This is a genomic window from Pseudomonas mendocina, assembly GCF_900636545.1.
Lineage (GTDB): Bacteria > Pseudomonadota > Gammaproteobacteria > Pseudomonadales > Pseudomonadaceae > Aquipseudomonas > Aquipseudomonas mendocina.
In genome coordinates, this window is sequence record NZ_LR134290.1 from 2054761 (window position 1) to 2068962 (window position 14202).

General features: G+C 62.4%; 16 protein-coding genes. 14 read left to right on the plus strand and 2 right to left on the minus strand.

Features of this window, described 5'->3' with window-relative positions; translation table 11 throughout:
* Nucleotides 1-16: 16 nt before the first annotated feature.
* The 12 genes from fleN (at nucleotide 17) to EL191_RS09490 (ending at nucleotide 10648) form a co-directional block, all read left to right on the plus strand.
* Nucleotides 17-847, plus strand: coding sequence for a flagellar synthesis regulator FleN (gene fleN / locus EL191_RS09435; protein ID WP_162843938.1), 831 nt, complete (start codon nucleotides 17-19; stop codon nucleotides 845-847).
* Nucleotides 844-1590, plus strand: coding sequence for an RNA polymerase sigma factor FliA (gene fliA, locus EL191_RS09440; RefSeq protein WP_003460772.1), 747 nt, complete (start codon nucleotides 844-846; stop codon nucleotides 1588-1590). The genes fleN and fliA overlap by 4 nt, the downstream gene beginning before the upstream one ends.
* Nucleotides 1591-1689: 99 nt before the next feature.
* A complete protein-coding gene (locus EL191_RS09445; protein ID WP_169968482.1) occupies nucleotides 1690-2064 on the plus strand; it encodes a chemotaxis response regulator CheY in 375 nt (124 codons plus the stop codon).
* Between the two features lie 19 nt (nucleotides 2065-2083).
* On the plus strand, nucleotides 2084-2872 hold the full coding sequence (locus EL191_RS09450) for a protein phosphatase CheZ (RefSeq protein WP_013715000.1): 789 nt from the start codon (nucleotides 2084-2086) through the stop codon (nucleotides 2870-2872).
* Between the two features lie 12 nt (nucleotides 2873-2884).
* Nucleotides 2885-5113 (plus strand): chemotaxis protein CheA, encoded by a 2229-nt coding sequence (locus EL191_RS09455; protein ID WP_041978358.1) that lies wholly within the window; start codon nucleotides 2885-2887, stop codon nucleotides 5111-5113.
* Nucleotides 5114-5158: 45 nt separating this feature from the next.
* Nucleotides 5159-6289, plus strand: coding sequence for a protein-glutamate methylesterase/protein-glutamine glutaminase (locus tag EL191_RS09460; protein ID WP_041978360.1), 1131 nt, complete (start codon nucleotides 5159-5161; stop codon nucleotides 6287-6289).
* 25 nt (nucleotides 6290-6314) lie between these two features.
* Nucleotides 6315-7055: a flagellar motor protein gene (locus tag EL191_RS09465; protein WP_013715003.1), complete on the plus strand. Its 741-nt coding sequence runs from the start codon at nucleotides 6315-6317 to the stop codon at nucleotides 7053-7055.
* Nucleotides 7056-7067: 12 nt separating this feature from the next.
* Entirely contained in the window at nucleotides 7068-7877 is an 810-nt protein-coding gene (gene motD, locus EL191_RS09470) for a flagellar motor protein MotD (RefSeq protein WP_041978362.1), read from the plus strand.
* Nucleotides 7878-7959: 82 nt separating this feature from the next.
* Entirely contained in the window at nucleotides 7960-8748 is a 789-nt protein-coding gene (locus tag EL191_RS09475) for a ParA family protein (RefSeq protein ID WP_041978364.1), read from the plus strand.
* 86 nt (nucleotides 8749-8834) lie between these two features.
* Nucleotides 8835-9647 carry a CheW domain-containing protein gene (locus tag EL191_RS09480; protein ID WP_041978367.1) on the plus strand — a complete coding sequence of 271 codons (813 nt, stop codon included), beginning with the start codon at nucleotides 8835-8837 and terminating at the stop codon, nucleotides 9645-9647.
* 95 nt (nucleotides 9648-9742) lie between these two features.
* A complete protein-coding gene (locus tag EL191_RS09485) occupies nucleotides 9743-10222 on the plus strand; it encodes a chemotaxis protein CheW (RefSeq protein WP_003243242.1) in 480 nt (159 codons plus the stop codon).
* A 3-nt stretch (nucleotides 10223-10225) separates the two neighbouring features.
* Nucleotides 10226-10648 (plus strand): DUF2802 domain-containing protein, encoded by a 423-nt coding sequence (locus EL191_RS09490; protein WP_013715007.1) that lies wholly within the window; start codon nucleotides 10226-10228, stop codon nucleotides 10646-10648.
* A 101-nt stretch (nucleotides 10649-10749) separates the two neighbouring features.
* Here EL191_RS09490 and EL191_RS09495 read toward each other — a convergent pair whose 3' ends face one another.
* Both EL191_RS09495 and fliK read right to left on the minus strand, forming a co-directional pair.
* Nucleotides 10750-11091, minus strand: coding sequence for an EscU/YscU/HrcU family type III secretion system export apparatus switch protein (locus tag EL191_RS09495; protein WP_013715008.1), 342 nt, complete (start codon nucleotides 11089-11091; stop codon nucleotides 10750-10752).
* A complete protein-coding gene (fliK, locus tag EL191_RS09500) occupies nucleotides 11088-12617 on the minus strand; it encodes a flagellar hook-length control protein FliK (protein WP_041978371.1) in 1530 nt (509 codons plus the stop codon). The genes EL191_RS09495 and fliK overlap by 4 nt, the downstream gene beginning before the upstream one ends.
* A gap of 213 nt (nucleotides 12618-12830) precedes the next feature.
* Here fliK and ccmA point away from each other — a divergent pair, with 213 nt between their 5' ends.
* Nucleotides 12831-13475 (plus strand): cytochrome c biogenesis heme-transporting ATPase CcmA, encoded by a 645-nt coding sequence (gene ccmA / locus EL191_RS09505; protein ID WP_026042024.1) that lies wholly within the window; start codon nucleotides 12831-12833, stop codon nucleotides 13473-13475.
* The gene (gene ccmB / locus EL191_RS09510; RefSeq protein WP_013715011.1) at nucleotides 13472-14143 is read left to right on the plus strand and encodes a heme exporter protein CcmB; all 672 of its coding nucleotides are present in this window, start codon (nucleotides 13472-13474) and stop codon (nucleotides 14141-14143) included. The genes ccmA and ccmB overlap by 4 nt, the downstream gene beginning before the upstream one ends.
* Nucleotides 14144-14202: the final 59 nt, after the last annotated feature.

A 14202-nucleotide genomic window follows, 5' to 3' on the forward strand; every position in this document is an offset into this window, starting at 1 on the left:
AAGGTGTAAAGAGAACATGGGTATGCATCCCGTACAGGTGATCGCGGTGACCGGCGGCAAAGGTGGCGTCGGCAAGACCAATGTGTCGGTGAATCTGTCCATGGCCCTGGCCGATCTCGGTCGTCGGGTAATGCTGATGGATGCCGACCTAGGCCTGGCCAATGTCGACGTGCTGCTGGGTTTGACGCCCAAGCGCACGCTGGCCGATGTCATTGCGGGCGAATGCGACCTGCGCGATGTGCTGCTGCAGGGGCCAGGTGGCGTTCGTATCGTGCCAGCAGCGTCCGGTACGCAGAGCATGGTTAGCCTTACGCCGATGCAGCATGCAGGCCTGATCCAGGCGTTCAGCGATATCAGTGAGAACCTTGATGTGCTGGTGATCGATACGGCCGCGGGGATCGGTGATGCAGTGGTCAGTTTCGTGCGCGCGGCGCAGGAGATCCTCGTGGTGGTCTGCGACGAGCCCACGTCGATCACCGACGCCTACGCGCTGATCAAGCTGCTCAATCGTGATCACGGCATCAGCCGCTTCCGCGTTCTGGCCAACATGGCGCACAGCCCGCAGGAAGGGCGCAATCTCTTTGCTAAGCTGACCAAGGTGACGGATCGCTTCCTCGATGTCGCCCTGCAGTACGTCGGCGCCGTGCCCTACGATGAGTGTGTGCGTAAAGCCGTGCAGAAACAGCGCGCAGTCTATGAAGCCTTCCCTCGCTCCAAGTGCGCCCTGGCGTTCAAGGCGATAGCTCAGAAGGTTGACACCTGGCCGCTGCCGGCCAATCCCCGTGGCCATCTGGAGTTTTTCGTCGAGCGTCTGGTGCAGCAACCGACTGCAGACTCGGCCGTATGACAGCAGCCTCTGGACTTCGTATGTACAACAAGGCTCAGGCGCAGGACTCCCAGCACCAGCTGATCGAGCGTTATGCACCGCTGGTCAAGCGTATCGCCTACCACCTGCTGGCGCGTCTGCCAGCCAGTGTGCAGGTCGATGATCTCATCCAGGCCGGCATGATCGGCCTGCTCGAAGCCTCACGCAAATACGACTCCGGCAAAGGTGCCAGTTTCGAAACATTCGCAGGTATCCGCATTCGCGGCTCCATGCTCGATGAGGTGCGCAAGGGCGATTGGGCGCCGCGTTCGGTGCATCGCAACAGCCGCATGGTGAGCGATGCGATTCGCACCGTTGAAGCGAGAACCGGGCGCGACGCTAAAGATCATGAGGTTGCGGCCGAACTCCAATTGAGTCTGGAAGATTACTACGGCATTCTTGGCGACACTTTGGGTAGCCGGTTGTTCAGTTTCGACGACCTCTTGCAGGACGGCGAGCACGGCGGGCTGCACGAAGACGCCGGGCACACCCACCTCGAACCTTCGCGGGACCTCGAAGACGAACGCTTCCAGGCGGCTTTGGCCGATGCCATCGCCGGCTTGCCGGAGCGTGAACGTCTAGTGCTGGCGCTGTATTACGATGAAGAACTGAACTTGAAGGAAATCGGTGAAGTGCTGGGGGTTAGCGAGTCGCGCGTGAGCCAGTTGCACAGCCAGTGCGCGGCGCGTTTGCGCTCGCGGCTGAGTGAATGGCGCGCTGGCTGAAGACGGCGTACTCGCAGGCAGAAACGGTTTCACGATTAAAGGACGTAGTTGCAAGCGCAATACGTTTGGGACTGTACGGAGGTCGACTTGGACAAGAACATGAAAATCCTCATCGTTGACGATTTTTCGACGATGCGACGGATCATCAAGAACCTCTTGCGGGACTTGGGTTTCACCAACACCGCAGAAGCCGACGATGGCACCTCGGCTCTGCCGATGCTGCAAAGCGGCAGCTTCGATTTTCTGGTGACCGACTGGAACATGCCCGGCATGACCGGCATCGACCTGCTGCGTGCCGTGCGCGCCGATGAGCGTCTCAAGCACCTGCCCGTGCTGATGGTGACCGCCGAAGCCAAGCGCGATCAGATCATCGAGGCGGCCCAGGCCGGCGTTAATGGCTACGTGGTCAAACCCTTCACCGCCCAGGTGCTGAAGGAAAAGATCGAGAAGATCTTCGAGCGGGTCAACGGCTGATGCCAGCCGCGAGGGTGCTATGGAACACGATGACTCCACGCTGGGTGACCTTGAGTCGACCCTGAAAAACAATGCCCGCGATCTGGTCGATAGCCTCGAACGAGGTAACTTCGGCGCCGCGGTGCAACTGATCAACGAGCTCAACAAGGTCCGCGACCGCGGGCTATATCACGAAGTCGGCAAGCTGACCCGTGAGTTGCATAACGCTATCGTCAACTTTCAGCTCGATCCGCGCATGCCCCATGCGCAGGAACTGTCGCAGATCGCCGACGCTACCGAACGCCTGAACTACGTCGTAACCATGACCGAAAAGGCTGCCAACCGGACCATGGATCTGGTCGAGCAGAGCGCGCCGCTGGTCAACGACCTGAGCGATGAAGCGCAAAGCCTGAGCGTCGAGTGGGGTCGTTTCATGCGCCGCGAAATAGGTGCCGATGGCTTTCGTGAGCTGGCCAAGCGTGTCGAGCTGTTCCTCGCCCGTAGCGAGCGAGATGGCGCCAAGCTCTCCGGTCATCTCAACGACATTCTGCTGGCGCAGGACTACCAGGACCTCACCGGCCAGGTGATCAAGCGTGTCACCCAACTGGTGACCGAAGTGGAAAGCAACCTGCTCAAGCTGATGCTCATGGCCAGCCAGGTCGACCGTTTTGCCGGCATTCAGCACGACCACGACGTGCTGCGCGCCGAACAGGAAAAATTAAAAGAACCATCGCGGGGTGAAGGTCCGCAGATTCATGCCGATAAGCGTGATGACGTTGCCTCCAGCCAGGACGATGTCGACGACCTGCTGTCCAGTCTAGGGTTCTAAGGAGCACACAATATGAGCTTCGGCGCCGATGAAGAGATCCTCCAGGATTTCCTGGTAGAGGCCGGCGAGATTCTCGAACAGTTGTCCGAACAGTTAGTCGAGCTGGAAAGCCGACCGGATGACATGAACCTGCTCAACGCCATCTTTCGCGGTTTCCATACCGTCAAGGGCGGAGCGGGCTTCCTCCAGCTCAACGAGCTGGTGGAGTGCTGCCATATCGCCGAAAACGTCTTCGACATCCTGCGCAAGGGTGAGCGTCGCGTCGATTCGGAGCTGATGGATGTGGTGCTCGAGGCTCTTGATGCAGTCAATGGCATGTTCGGCGAAGTGCGTGAGCGGCGTGAGCCGACGCCCGCGTCGCCTGAGCTTCTGGCAGCCCTGTCGCGTCTGGCAGAGCCGGGCGGTGGCGAGGCGGCCCCTGCGCCAGTGCAGCAGGCGGAGCCAGAACCCGAGCCGGAGCCAGAACCCCAGGCGGTCGCTCCGTCCGTTGCTTCCGGAGACATCACCGACAGCGAATTCGAGCAGCTGCTCGATGCGCTGGGTGATGCGCCAGCGGGCGCTCCGAGTGCAGAGAGCGCTGCCAGTGACGAAATCACCGATGACGAATTCGAGTCGTTGCTCGACCAGTTGCACGGCAAAGGGCAGTTCTCCGGCACGGTCGAAACGCCTGCTGTTACCAGTGCCGTGGCCTCTGCGCCGGCTGCCGCAGCGGCAGGTGACGACATAACCGACGATGAATTCGAAGCGCTGCTCGATCAGTTGCATGGCAAGGGCCAGTTCTCCGGCGCAGCCGAAACTGCGCCGCCTGTAGCCGCTGTTGCTGCAGCGCCTGCACCGGCAAGTGACGATATTACCGACGACGAGTTCGAGTCTTTGCTCGATCAGTTGCACGGCAAGGGCAAGTTCGTGCCGCCAAGCGAGCCGGCCCCTGTAGTTGCTGAGAAACCGACCGCCGCGCCCAAGGCCGCTGCACCAGCAGCCAAGCCTGCTGCGGCCAAGGCTGAACCTGCCGCACCGCGTGCCGCGGCGCCGGCGCCAGCCCCTGCTGCGGCTGAGAAGGCTCCTGCCAGCGAAGCGGAAACCACCGTACGGGTCGACACCGCACGGCTCGACGAGATCATGAACATGGTCGGTGAGCTGGTGCTGGTGCGTAACCGTCTGGTTCGCCTTGGGCTCAACAGCGGCGACGAGGCCATGTCCAAGGCGGTGTCGAACCTCGACGTGGTAACGGCTGACCTGCAGACCTCGGTGATGAAGACCCGCATGCAGCCGATCAAGAAGGTCTTCGGCCGCTTCCCGCGTCTGGTACGTGACCTGGCGCGCAACCTGAAGAAGGAAATCAACCTCGAGCTGGTAGGCGAGGAAACCGACCTCGACAAGAACCTTGTCGAGGCTCTGGCAGACCCGCTGGTGCACTTGGTGCGCAACGCCGTCGACCATGGCGTGGAAACCCCGGAAGAGCGCGAGAAGGCCGGCAAGGCACGCGCTGGTCGCGTGGTGCTGTCCGCCGAGCAGGAAGGCGACCACATCCTGTTGTCGATCACCGATGACGGCAAGGGTATGGACGCCGACGTGCTGCGCGCCAAGGCCGTGGAGAAGGGCCTGCTGGACAAGGATGCGGCCGATCGCCTCAACGAGTTCGAATGCTACAACCTGATCTTCGCCCCGGGCTTCTCGACCAAGACCGAGATCTCCGACGTGTCCGGCCGCGGTGTCGGTATGGACGTTGTGAAGACCAAGATTTCCCAGCTCAACGGCACGGTCAACGTGTTCTCGCAGAAGGGGCAGGGCTCGAAGATCATCATCAAGGTGCCGCTGACCCTGGCGATCATGCCGACCCTGATGGTGATGTTGGAGAATCAGGCTTTTGCCTTCCCGCTGGTCAACGTCAACGAGATCTTCCACCTTGATCTGTCGCGCACCAATGTGGTCGACGGCCAGGAAGTGGTGATCGTGCGCGACAAGGCGTTGCCGCTGTTCTATCTCAAGCGCTGGCTGGTGCCGCAAGCCTTCCAAGAAGGGCAGCGCGAAGGCCACGTGGTGATCCTCACCGTTGGCAGTCAACGCATCGGCTTTGTCGTCGATCAATTGGTCGGTCAGGAAGAAGTGGTAATCAAGCCGCTGGGCAAAATGCTGCAAGGCACGCCCGGCATGTCTGGCGCCACGATCACTGGCGACGGACGCATCGCATTGATTCTCGACGTACCGAGCATGCTCAAGCGCTACGCTCGACGTTTCTGATGTTTCGCGGCGCGGGCCATGGCTTCGCGCCGTCTAGGAGTGTGTATGGCTGTTAAGGTTCTGGTGGTGGACGACTCCGGCTTCTTCCGCCGGCGTGTCTCGGAAATCCTGTCTGCTGACCCCAGCATTCAGGTCGTGGGCACGGCTACCAACGGGCGGGAAGCCATCGATCAGGCGTTGGCACTCAAGCCCGACGTGATCACCATGGATTACGAGATGCCGATGATGGACGGCATCACCGCAGTTCGAAACATCATGCAGCGCTGCCCGACGCCAGTACTGATGTTCTCCTCGCTGACTCATGAAGGCGCGCGGGTAACCCTCGATGCGCTGGACGCCGGCGCGGTGGATTTCCTGCCGAAGAACTTCGAAGACATTTCGCGCAACCCCGAGAAGGTCAAGCAGATGCTCTGCGAGAAGGTGCACAGCATCGCACGCAGCAACCGTCGTTTCAGTTCGGCTGCGGTAGCTCCGGCGCCGACTGTGGCCAGCCCGAGCGTGGCGCCGATTAGTCGCCCGGCCGTTTCGACGCGACCTGCGGCTCCCGCCCCCGCTCCCGCAGCTCCTGCACGTAGCGGTGGTGGGGCTGCGATTTCGTCTGCGCCCAAGCGCAAGGCTTACAAGCTGGTGGCCATCGGTACGTCCACAGGTGGCCCGGTGGCGTTGCAGCGCGTACTGACACAGCTGCCGGCCAATTTTCCGGCTCCGCTGGTACTGATCCAGCACATGCCGGCCGCCTTCACCAAGGCCTTCGCCGAGCGACTGGACAAGCTGTGCCGTATCCAGGTCAAGGAAGCCGAGGACGGCGATATCCTGCGCCCTGGCCTGGCGCTGCTGGCACCTGGCGGCAAGCAGATGATGGTCGATGCGCGCGGCGCGGTGAAAATCCTGCCGGGCGATGAACGCCTCAACTACAAGCCCTGTGTCGATATCACCTTCGGCTCTGCCGCCAAGTCCTATGGCGACAAGGTCCTGGCCGTGGTGCTGACCGGCATGGGCGCCGATGGTCGCGAAGGTGCGCGTCTGCTCAAGCAGGGCGGCAGCCAGGTATGGGCTCAGGATGAGGCCAGTTGCGTGATCTACGGCATGCCCATGGCGGTGGTCAAAGCCAATCTGGCTGATGCGGTCTACGGCCTGGACGATATCGGTCGACACCTGACCGAGGCCTGCCAGTGACGATGCTTAAGCCGGGAACATGCGTATGGATGTACTGAGCCTGATCGGCGTCATCCTGGCGTTCGTTGCCATTCTGGGCGGCAATTATCTGGAGGGCGGTAATGCCGGGGCGCTGCTCAACGGCCCGGCAGCGCTGATCGTCATTGGCGGAACGCTGGGGGCCGCGTTCCTGCAAGCCCCCGTGCAGGTGTTCAAGCGTGCCATGGGTATCCTGCGCTGGATCTTCTTTCCGCCGCGCATCGACCTGATCGGTGGCATCAACCGCGTGGTTGGCTGGAGCATGGTGGCACGCAAGGAGGGCCTGCTGGGCCTGGAGTCGGTGGCGGATGCCGAGCCGGATCCTTATGCGCGCAAAGGCTTGCAGTTGCTGGTCGATGGGGCCGAGCCCGAGTCCATTCGCAGCATTCTGGAGGTCGACCTCTACACCCAGGAAGCGCGTGATATACAGGCCGCCAAGGTATTCGAGAGCATGGGCGGCTACGCGCCGACCATCGGCATCATCGGTGCCGTGATGGGCCTGATCCACGTGATGGGCAACCTGGCCGATCCGAGCATGCTCGGCAGCGGTATTGCCGTGGCGTTCGTCGCCACCATCTACGGCGTCGGTTTTGCCAACCTGTTGCTGTTGCCGGCTGGTAACAAGCTCAAGTCCATCGCGCTGCGCCAGTCGCGTTACCGCGAGATGCTCCTCGAAGGCATCCTGTCCATCGCCGAGGGTGAGAACCCGCGCTCCATCGAACTGAAGCTGCAAGGCTTCATGGACTGATGGAGGCATGGCATGGCACGCAGGCGGCAACATGAGGAGCACGAGAACCACGAGCGCTGGCTGGTTTCCTACGCTGACTTCATCACCTTGCTCTTTGCATTCTTCGTGGTGATGTACTCCATCTCTTCGATCAACGAAGGCAAGTACAAGATCCTCTCGGAGTCGCTGACCGGGGTATTCAACCAGCCGGATCGCTCGATCAAGCCGATTCCGGTCGGTGAGGAACGGCCGCGCACCAGCGAGCCGGACAACACCTCGATGGATGACCCGAGCTCGGACTCGACCCTGCAGAGTATCGCCTCCAGCGTGCGTGAGGCCTTTGGCGACCTGATCCAGAGCGATCAGCTGACCGTGCGCGGCAACGAGATGTGGATCGAGATCGAGCTCAGCTCCAGCCTGCTCTTTCCCAGCGGCGATGCGATTCCCAACAACCAGGCTTTCGATATTATCGAGAAGGTCGCCAAAATTCTGGCGCCTTACCAGAATCCGGTCAAGGTCGAGGGGTTCACCGATAACTTGCCGATCCAGACTGCCCAGTATCCGACCAACTGGGAGCTGTCTTCGGCGCGCGCCTCGAGCATCGTGCGTATGCTGGCTATGGATGGCGTCGACCCTTCGCGCCTGGCCGCAGTGGGGTATGGCGAATTCCAGCCGGTGGCCGACAATGCTACTGCAGAGGGTAGGGGGCGAAACCGTCGGGTCGTGCTAGTGATTTCCCGCAATCTCGACACGCGACGTGGCGCTGGCAGCGCCGCAACCCAGCAGTCCGATGCTGGCACGCAACCTGCACCGGTGTCTGCGTCGGGGGTTCCACAGTCGTGAGCCGTCAAATCCTAGTCGCCTGCTGCGTGCGTGCGACAGCCATTCTCGGCCTGAGCGCCTCTTGCCGGGAGGATGAGAGAAGATGAAAGTCTGGGCAGTAGCCAATCAGAAGGGCGGGGTCGGCAAGACCACCACCTCCATCGCGCTGGCAGGCCTGTTGGCCGATGCCGGCAAGCGCGTGATCGTCGTCGATCTCGACCCGCATGGGTCGATGACCAGCTATTTCGGTCATGATCCCGATACGCTGGAGCACAGTTGCTTCGATCTGTTCCTGCATCAGGGCAATGTGCCGCAAGGGCTGCCCAAGCAGCTTTTGCACAGTACCAGCCACGAGAATATCTCGCTGCTGCCGTCGAGCACCGCGCTGGCCACGCTCGAGCGCCAGTCGCCGGGGCAGAACGGCCTGGGGCTGGTGATCGCCAAGAGCCTGGCGCAGCTGTGGGAGGACTTCGATCACGCCATCATCGACAGCCCGCCATTGCTCGGCGTACTGATGGTCAACGCCCTGGCGGCAAGCCAGCAACTGGCGATACCGGTGCAGACCGAATTCCTGGCGGTGAAAGGCCTGGAGCGCATGATCACCACGCTGGCGATGATCAACCGCTCGCGCAAACAGGCGCTGCCCTACACCATCGTACCGACGCTCTTCGACCGTCGTACCCAGGCGTCGATGAGCACGCTGCGGGTGCTGCGCAATACCTATCCCGAGCACTTGTGGCCGGCCTACATTCCGGTCGATACGCGCTTGCGCGACGCTAGTCGGGCTGGGCGCACGCCTTCGCAGTTCGATACGAACAGCCGTGGCGTCATCGCCTACCGGGCGCTGCTCAAGCATCTGCTCAGTCATCAGCCGGCGGCGCAGGTGGCTTGAAATGAACGTCTGTGTTGAACTGCGTCACTCAAGTCGGAGCATGCTGCGGCCGATAGGCTGTCAAGATCTTATCTCGGGTTCCTGTCATGAGTCGTAACCTCGCCACCGCCACGCGTTCCCAGCTGGCCCTGCAGTCCTATCTCGACGGGTTGCTGCAGGAGGCTGCTGCCGAGCTGGAAATGTCCGTCAGCTTGGACGAGTTCGAGGCCGCGGTGCTCGAGGAGCAGGTGCGCGATGCACGCCTGGTCGAGCCGGTCGCACCGGTCGCTGCGCCTGTTGCTCTCGCTGTGGTGGTCGAACCGCAGGTGCAGGTTGCCGTTGCGCCGGTGGAGTTGCTTGCGCCGGTGATCGAAGAGGCACCGCCGGAAGTTGCCATCCTTGCCGAGCTGGCGCCGCAACCGGCTGCCTTGCTGGCCGATGGTCGTCCGACCTGGGCCGAGGAGCCCTTCGAGTGCCTGTTGTTCGACGTGGCCGGGTTGACCCTGGCCGTGCCGCTGATTTGCCTGGGCTCGATCTATCCGCTCGAAGGCCAGGAGCTGACGCCGCTGTTCGGTCAGCCCGATTGGTTCCTGGGCATCCTGCCGAGCCAGGCCGGTAACCTGAAGGTGCTGGACACTGCGCGCTGGGTGATGCCCGATCGTTATCGCGAAGACTTCCGCGAAGGCCTGCAGTACGTGATTTCCGTGCAGGGCTACGAGTGGGGGTTGGCGGTGCATCAGGTCAGTCGCTCGATTCGCCTGGACCCCAGCGAGGTCAAGTGGCGCAGTCAGCGTACCCAGCGGCCCTGGCTGGCCGGTACGGTGATCGAGCACATGTGCGCGCTGCTCGATGTGGCAGCATTGGCCGAGCTGATCGCCAGCGGTGCGGCGAAACGCCTGAATGGCGGAAAAGTGCATTGAGAATTGGTGGGCCTGTGCCAACGGGCTCTATAGTTGATGACAAGCGGGTCGACCCGCACATGCCGCACTGAGCGGTTTTTGACGAGGCTAGGGACATGAAGAAAAGTTCTGCACAAGGTGCCGAAGATCCGATTCTGCAGTGGGTGACCTTTCGCCTGGACAACGAGACCTACGGCATCAATGTGATGCAGGTGCAGGAAGTCCTGCGCTACACCGAGATCGCCCCGGTACCGGGTGCGCCGAGCTATGTGCTGGGCATCATCAACCTGCGTGGCAACGTGGTGACCGTGATCGATACTCGCCAGCGTTTCGGCCTGGGTTCGGCGCCGGTGACCGACAACACCCGTATCGTCATCATCGAAGCGGACAAGCAAGTGGTCGGCATCCTGGTCGACAGCGTGGCCGAAGTGGTCTACCTGCGTCAGTCCGAGATCGAGACCGCACCGAACGTCGGTAACGACGAGTCGGCCAAGTTCATCCAGGGCGTGTGCAACAAGAACGGCGAGCTGCTGATCCTGGTCGAGCTGGACAAGATGATGTCCGAGGAAGAGTGGTCGGAGCTGGAGAGCATCTGAGCCATGTCCGAGTTTGCCATGCTCGCTGCGGCCCTGGCCTTCGTGGCCTTGCTATGCGTGGCACTGGGCATCGTTTGCAATGGCCTGTATCGCAACCAGCAGCGTCTGCTGGCCGAGCAGGCCAAGCGTGATGCCGCGCGCGATGCGCGGATCAAGGAGCTGAGCAAGCGCCTCGATACCTATCTGACCGGCAGTATCCGCATGGGTGAGGAGCTGCATGAGCTGCGCCGCGTGGTAGCACCGCTGCCAGATAAGGTCAGCCAGATCGAGCAGCGCGACCCCAGTAGCCTGTCCTTTACCCAGGCGGCGCGTCTGGTGGGCATGGGCGCCAGTGTCGAGGATCTGACCCAGTCCTGTGGCCTGAGCAAGGCCGAGGCGGAGCTGATCAGTCGTCTGCACAAACCCAAGGCGGGCCAGGCGCAATAACGCTCTGCGCTTGAGTGCATCGTCGGTGCGTGTTCCTGGCAGGCTGCCTGCCCGAAACCTCTGCTGGCTGTTGGTAACGTGCCCGGTTTAGCGGCTGGCTTTCAGTTCGCCGGTCCCTTGAGCAGGGGCAGTGGCGGAGTCACGTCGCGTTCTGCGTCTGCCTCGAAGCCAGGCGGGGTCTTGCCCTGCAGGTACCAGGCGAAGGCGATGATTTCGGCGATGCAGCGATACAGCGCTTCGGGAATCGCGTCGCCCAACTCCAGGCGTGCCAACAGACGCACCAGTTCGGCGTTCTCATAGATCGGCACTTCGTATTCGCGAGCGATGGCGAGGATAGCTTCGGCCAGTTCGTCGTCCCCCTTGGCGCTCAGTACCGGTGCGCTTTGACCATCGTAGTTGAGGGCAATGGCCTGGCGGGCTTCGGGCTGCGATTTGCGGCTCATGCGGTTTCATCCACCCAGCGTTGTTCCAACGAGGTTTTCAGTCCCTGCGGTGGCATGCCCTGGCTGCAGGCCAGCTCTCCGACTTCCAGCCCGGCGGCTTGCAGGCGTTCACGCAGGTGACCCAGTTCGGCATTGATCAGGTGGGTGGTCTCGGCACGCTCGGCCCACAGTTGGCTGGACAGACTGCCACGCAGCAGTTGGGCGCGTACCTGCAAGGGGCCGAGATGATCGAGTTCGAAGGCTAGCTCCACGCGCCAGAGCGTTTCCTTCTGTTCCGTTTTCTCTGGTTTGCCGCTGTCTTCGCGCTGCAATTTGACTTGCAGGGGAATCACTTCGTGCTGATGGCGCATGGGCAGCTCTAGCTGCCATGTGGTCAGCAGATTGCCGTTGGCATCCACCTGGGTTTGCGCCAGGCTCGACAGCTGGTGGGTCTGCAGTCGTGAAACGGCTGCTGCAGCGAGTTTCAGCAGGGTTTCCAGGTCGGCCTCGCCATCCATGTTCTGCAGCAGGCGTGAGGGCAGGGGAAAGGTCAGCGCCTGCTGACGAGACGTGCCGGCCGCGTTGACGCCGAGCAGTTGTCGGGCGAGGTTGGGCAGATTCTGGTTGAGCGCATTCTGCAGGCCAGCGAGGGTAGCGCTGCCACCAGGCAGCTGCGGCACCAATTGAGCGATCAGTCTCAGCAGATTGGCTTTCAGGTCGTGTGGCAAGGCGCTGGTCTGGCCCTGCAGCAGCTTGGCCTCGAGCAGTACGCCGCTGCTTTCCAGTGCCTGTGCCAGGCCCTTGGCAGTGCTGAGCTGGGTGCTGTCGGGCAGTGCACCGAGCAGTTTGTCGATGCTGCCCCGTAGCGCCTCATCGCCGCCACTCAGGTTCTGCAGGCCCTTGAACAAACCTTCCAGCGAAGCCTGGCGGTTCTGCTGTGCGGCAAGCTGCTGACCCAACACCAGTTGATCGAGGCGGCCACTGAGCGGCAGGAAAGCGAGGCTCTGGCTGCCTTGAACCTGAGCGCTGAGCAGGCTGCCGAGCGGCAAGGCGAGCGGGCTGTCGAGCGCCATCTGCTTGCCGGCTAGCGGAGTGTTGAGCAGATTCACCACCAGGCGATAGATCGTCTGCGCGCCTTGCGGCGGCAAAACGTCGCGGCTGACGACTTTGCCCTGGACCAGGGTTCCGGGCGGCAGCTGCTGCAGATCGAGGCTGGTCAGCGGCTTGTCACCGCCAGCCTGCAGGGCCAGCGCCAGACGGGTGTCGGACAGTGCTGTGACCACCAGCGCGCTGCCTTGAGCCAGCGGCCTAGGGCTTTCGGCTTGCAGGGTCGCCTGCTTGCCGCCTTCGAGCGTCAGTTTCAGCAGCAGCTGGAAGCTCTGCGCCTGCTCGCGAACCGCGACCACTTCGGCCTTGGCGCTTTCGCCGGCTGCCAGCATGCCTTCCAACGGCTGCAGCAGACGCACAGCCATATCGGCAGCGGTCGCAGTACTGCGAATCACCGGTGCGGAAGGCGGAAGCGGACGTGGGCTGCTGATTTCGCTCATGGGCTTTACTGAGGCTCCGTCCTTTGCTGGTGCTGCGCCGGTTTCAACTGTTGGTGCGTTTGAGACACCCTACGCGATTAACACCCTGTCGAAAATGCTGACTGCGGGGACAGTGGTGCGCCATGTATAATGCCGGCCCGCTGCGCACCACACTTCCGGCACGCGTCAGTATAGCGGCCGGAGCACCGTCGACTTTAACCCAGCCAGGTATCGATGACCCGTCCCGTTCCTCTTCTCGAAGCCGTGGCGCTCAGCTGTGAGCGGGACTGGCGCATGCTCTTCGAGCAGTTGCATTTCGCCCTGCAACCAGGCGACATGCTGCAGATCAGCGGCCCCAATGGCAGCGGCAAGACCAGCCTGCTGCGTCTGATCGCCGGTCTGCGTCAACCGACCTCCGGCGACATTCTCCTACAGGGCCAGGCTCTGGCCGAGCAGCGCAGTGAGCTGGCGCGCAACCTCCTGTGGATTGGCCATGCCGCCGGTATCAAGGGGCTGTTGAGTGCCGAGGAGAACCTGGCGTGGCTCTGCGCCCTACATCGTCCGGCGAGCCGCGAGGCGATCTGGCAGGCGCTGGAGGCGGTCGGCTTGCGCGGTTTCGAGGACGTTCCCTGTCACACCCTGTCGGCTGGCCAGCAGCGCCGTGTGGCCTTGGCGCGCCTGTATCTGGAGGACACGCCACCGTTATGGGTGCTCGATGAGCCGTTCACCGCGCTGGACAAGAGCGGCGTGGCGCAACTCGAGGCGCACCTGGCTGCTCACTGCGAGGGTGGCGGTGTAGTGGTGCTGACCACCCACCATAGCCTGCAACGCACGCCGGCCACCTATCGCGACCTGGACCTGGGGCAGTACGCAGCATGAGCAACGTCTTCACACAGCTGCTTTCGCGCGAAATGCGTTTGCTCGCTCGGCGTCCGTCCGACCTGGCCAACCCCCTGGTGTTCTTCGCCATCGTCATCGCGTTGTTCCCGCTGGCGGTAGGCCCGGAAACCCAATTGTTGCAAACCCTTTCCCCTGGCCTGGTGTGGGTCGCCGCGCTTTTGGCCGTGTTGCTCTCGCTGGACGGGCTTTTCCGCAGTGATTTCGAGGACGGCTCACTCGAACAGTGGGTCCTTTCGTCGCACCCCCTGCCTCTTCTGGTGTTGGCCAAGGTGCTGGCACACTGGCTGTTCAGCGGTCTGGCGCTGGTTTTGCTGGCACCTGTGCTGGCACTCATGCTCGGTCTGCCCGGGCGTTGCCTGCCGGTACTGCTGATTTCGCTGTTGCTCGGCACCCCGGTGCTGAGCCTGCTCGGCGCGGTGGGCGCGGCGCTCACCGTCGGTCTCAAGCGTGGCGGCTTGCTGCTCGCGCTGCTGATCCTGCCGCTGTACATCCCGGTGCTGATTCTCGGCAGCGGGGCGTTGCAGGCGGCCCTGCAAGGATTGCCGGCTACTGGTCACCTGTTGTGGCTGGCGAGCCTCACCGCCCTGGCGGTGACCCTGACACCTTTTGCGATTGCCGCTGGCCTGACCATCAGTGTCGGCGAATAAGAACGAACCGTGATACCTGACCGACAGCAGTCGAGCCAGGCCTGAATGATGAGTCGAGC

Coding starts and splice junctions, on each gene's coding strand:
- EL191_RS09460 (WP_041978360.1), top strand. CDS start 5,159: ATGGCTGTTAAGGTTCTGGTGGTGGACGACTCCGGCTTCTTCCGCCGG.
- fleN (WP_162843938.1), top strand. CDS start 17: ATGGGTATGCATCCCGTACAGGTGATCGCGGTGACCGGCGGCAAAGGT.
- EL191_RS09445 (WP_169968482.1), top strand. CDS start 1,690: ATGAAAATCCTCATCGTTGACGATTTTTCGACGATGCGACGGATCATC.
- EL191_RS09490 (WP_013715007.1), top strand. CDS start 10,226: ATGTCCGAGTTTGCCATGCTCGCTGCGGCCCTGGCCTTCGTGGCCTTG.
- EL191_RS09450 (WP_013715000.1), top strand. CDS start 2,084: ATGGAACACGATGACTCCACGCTGGGTGACCTTGAGTCGACCCTGAAA.
- EL191_RS09480 (WP_041978367.1), top strand. CDS start 8,835: ATGAGTCGTAACCTCGCCACCGCCACGCGTTCCCAGCTGGCCCTGCAG.
- fliK (WP_041978371.1), bottom strand. CDS start 12,617: ATGAGCGAAATCAGCAGCCCACGTCCGCTTCCGCCTTCCGCACCGGTG.
- EL191_RS09465 (WP_013715003.1), top strand. CDS start 6,315: ATGGATGTACTGAGCCTGATCGGCGTCATCCTGGCGTTCGTTGCCATT.
- EL191_RS09485 (WP_003243242.1), top strand. CDS start 9,743: ATGAAGAAAAGTTCTGCACAAGGTGCCGAAGATCCGATTCTGCAGTGG.
- ccmA (WP_026042024.1), top strand. CDS start 12,831: ATGACCCGTCCCGTTCCTCTTCTCGAAGCCGTGGCGCTCAGCTGTGAG.
- EL191_RS09495 (WP_013715008.1), bottom strand. CDS start 11,091: ATGAGCCGCAAATCGCAGCCCGAAGCCCGCCAGGCCATTGCCCTCAAC.
- EL191_RS09475 (WP_041978364.1), top strand. CDS start 7,960: ATGAAAGTCTGGGCAGTAGCCAATCAGAAGGGCGGGGTCGGCAAGACC.
- ccmB (WP_013715011.1), top strand. CDS start 13,472: ATGAGCAACGTCTTCACACAGCTGCTTTCGCGCGAAATGCGTTTGCTC.
- EL191_RS09455 (WP_041978358.1), top strand. CDS start 2,885: ATGAGCTTCGGCGCCGATGAAGAGATCCTCCAGGATTTCCTGGTAGAG.
- fliA (WP_003460772.1), top strand. CDS start 844: ATGACAGCAGCCTCTGGACTTCGTATGTACAACAAGGCTCAGGCGCAG.
- motD (WP_041978362.1), top strand. CDS start 7,068: ATGGCACGCAGGCGGCAACATGAGGAGCACGAGAACCACGAGCGCTGG.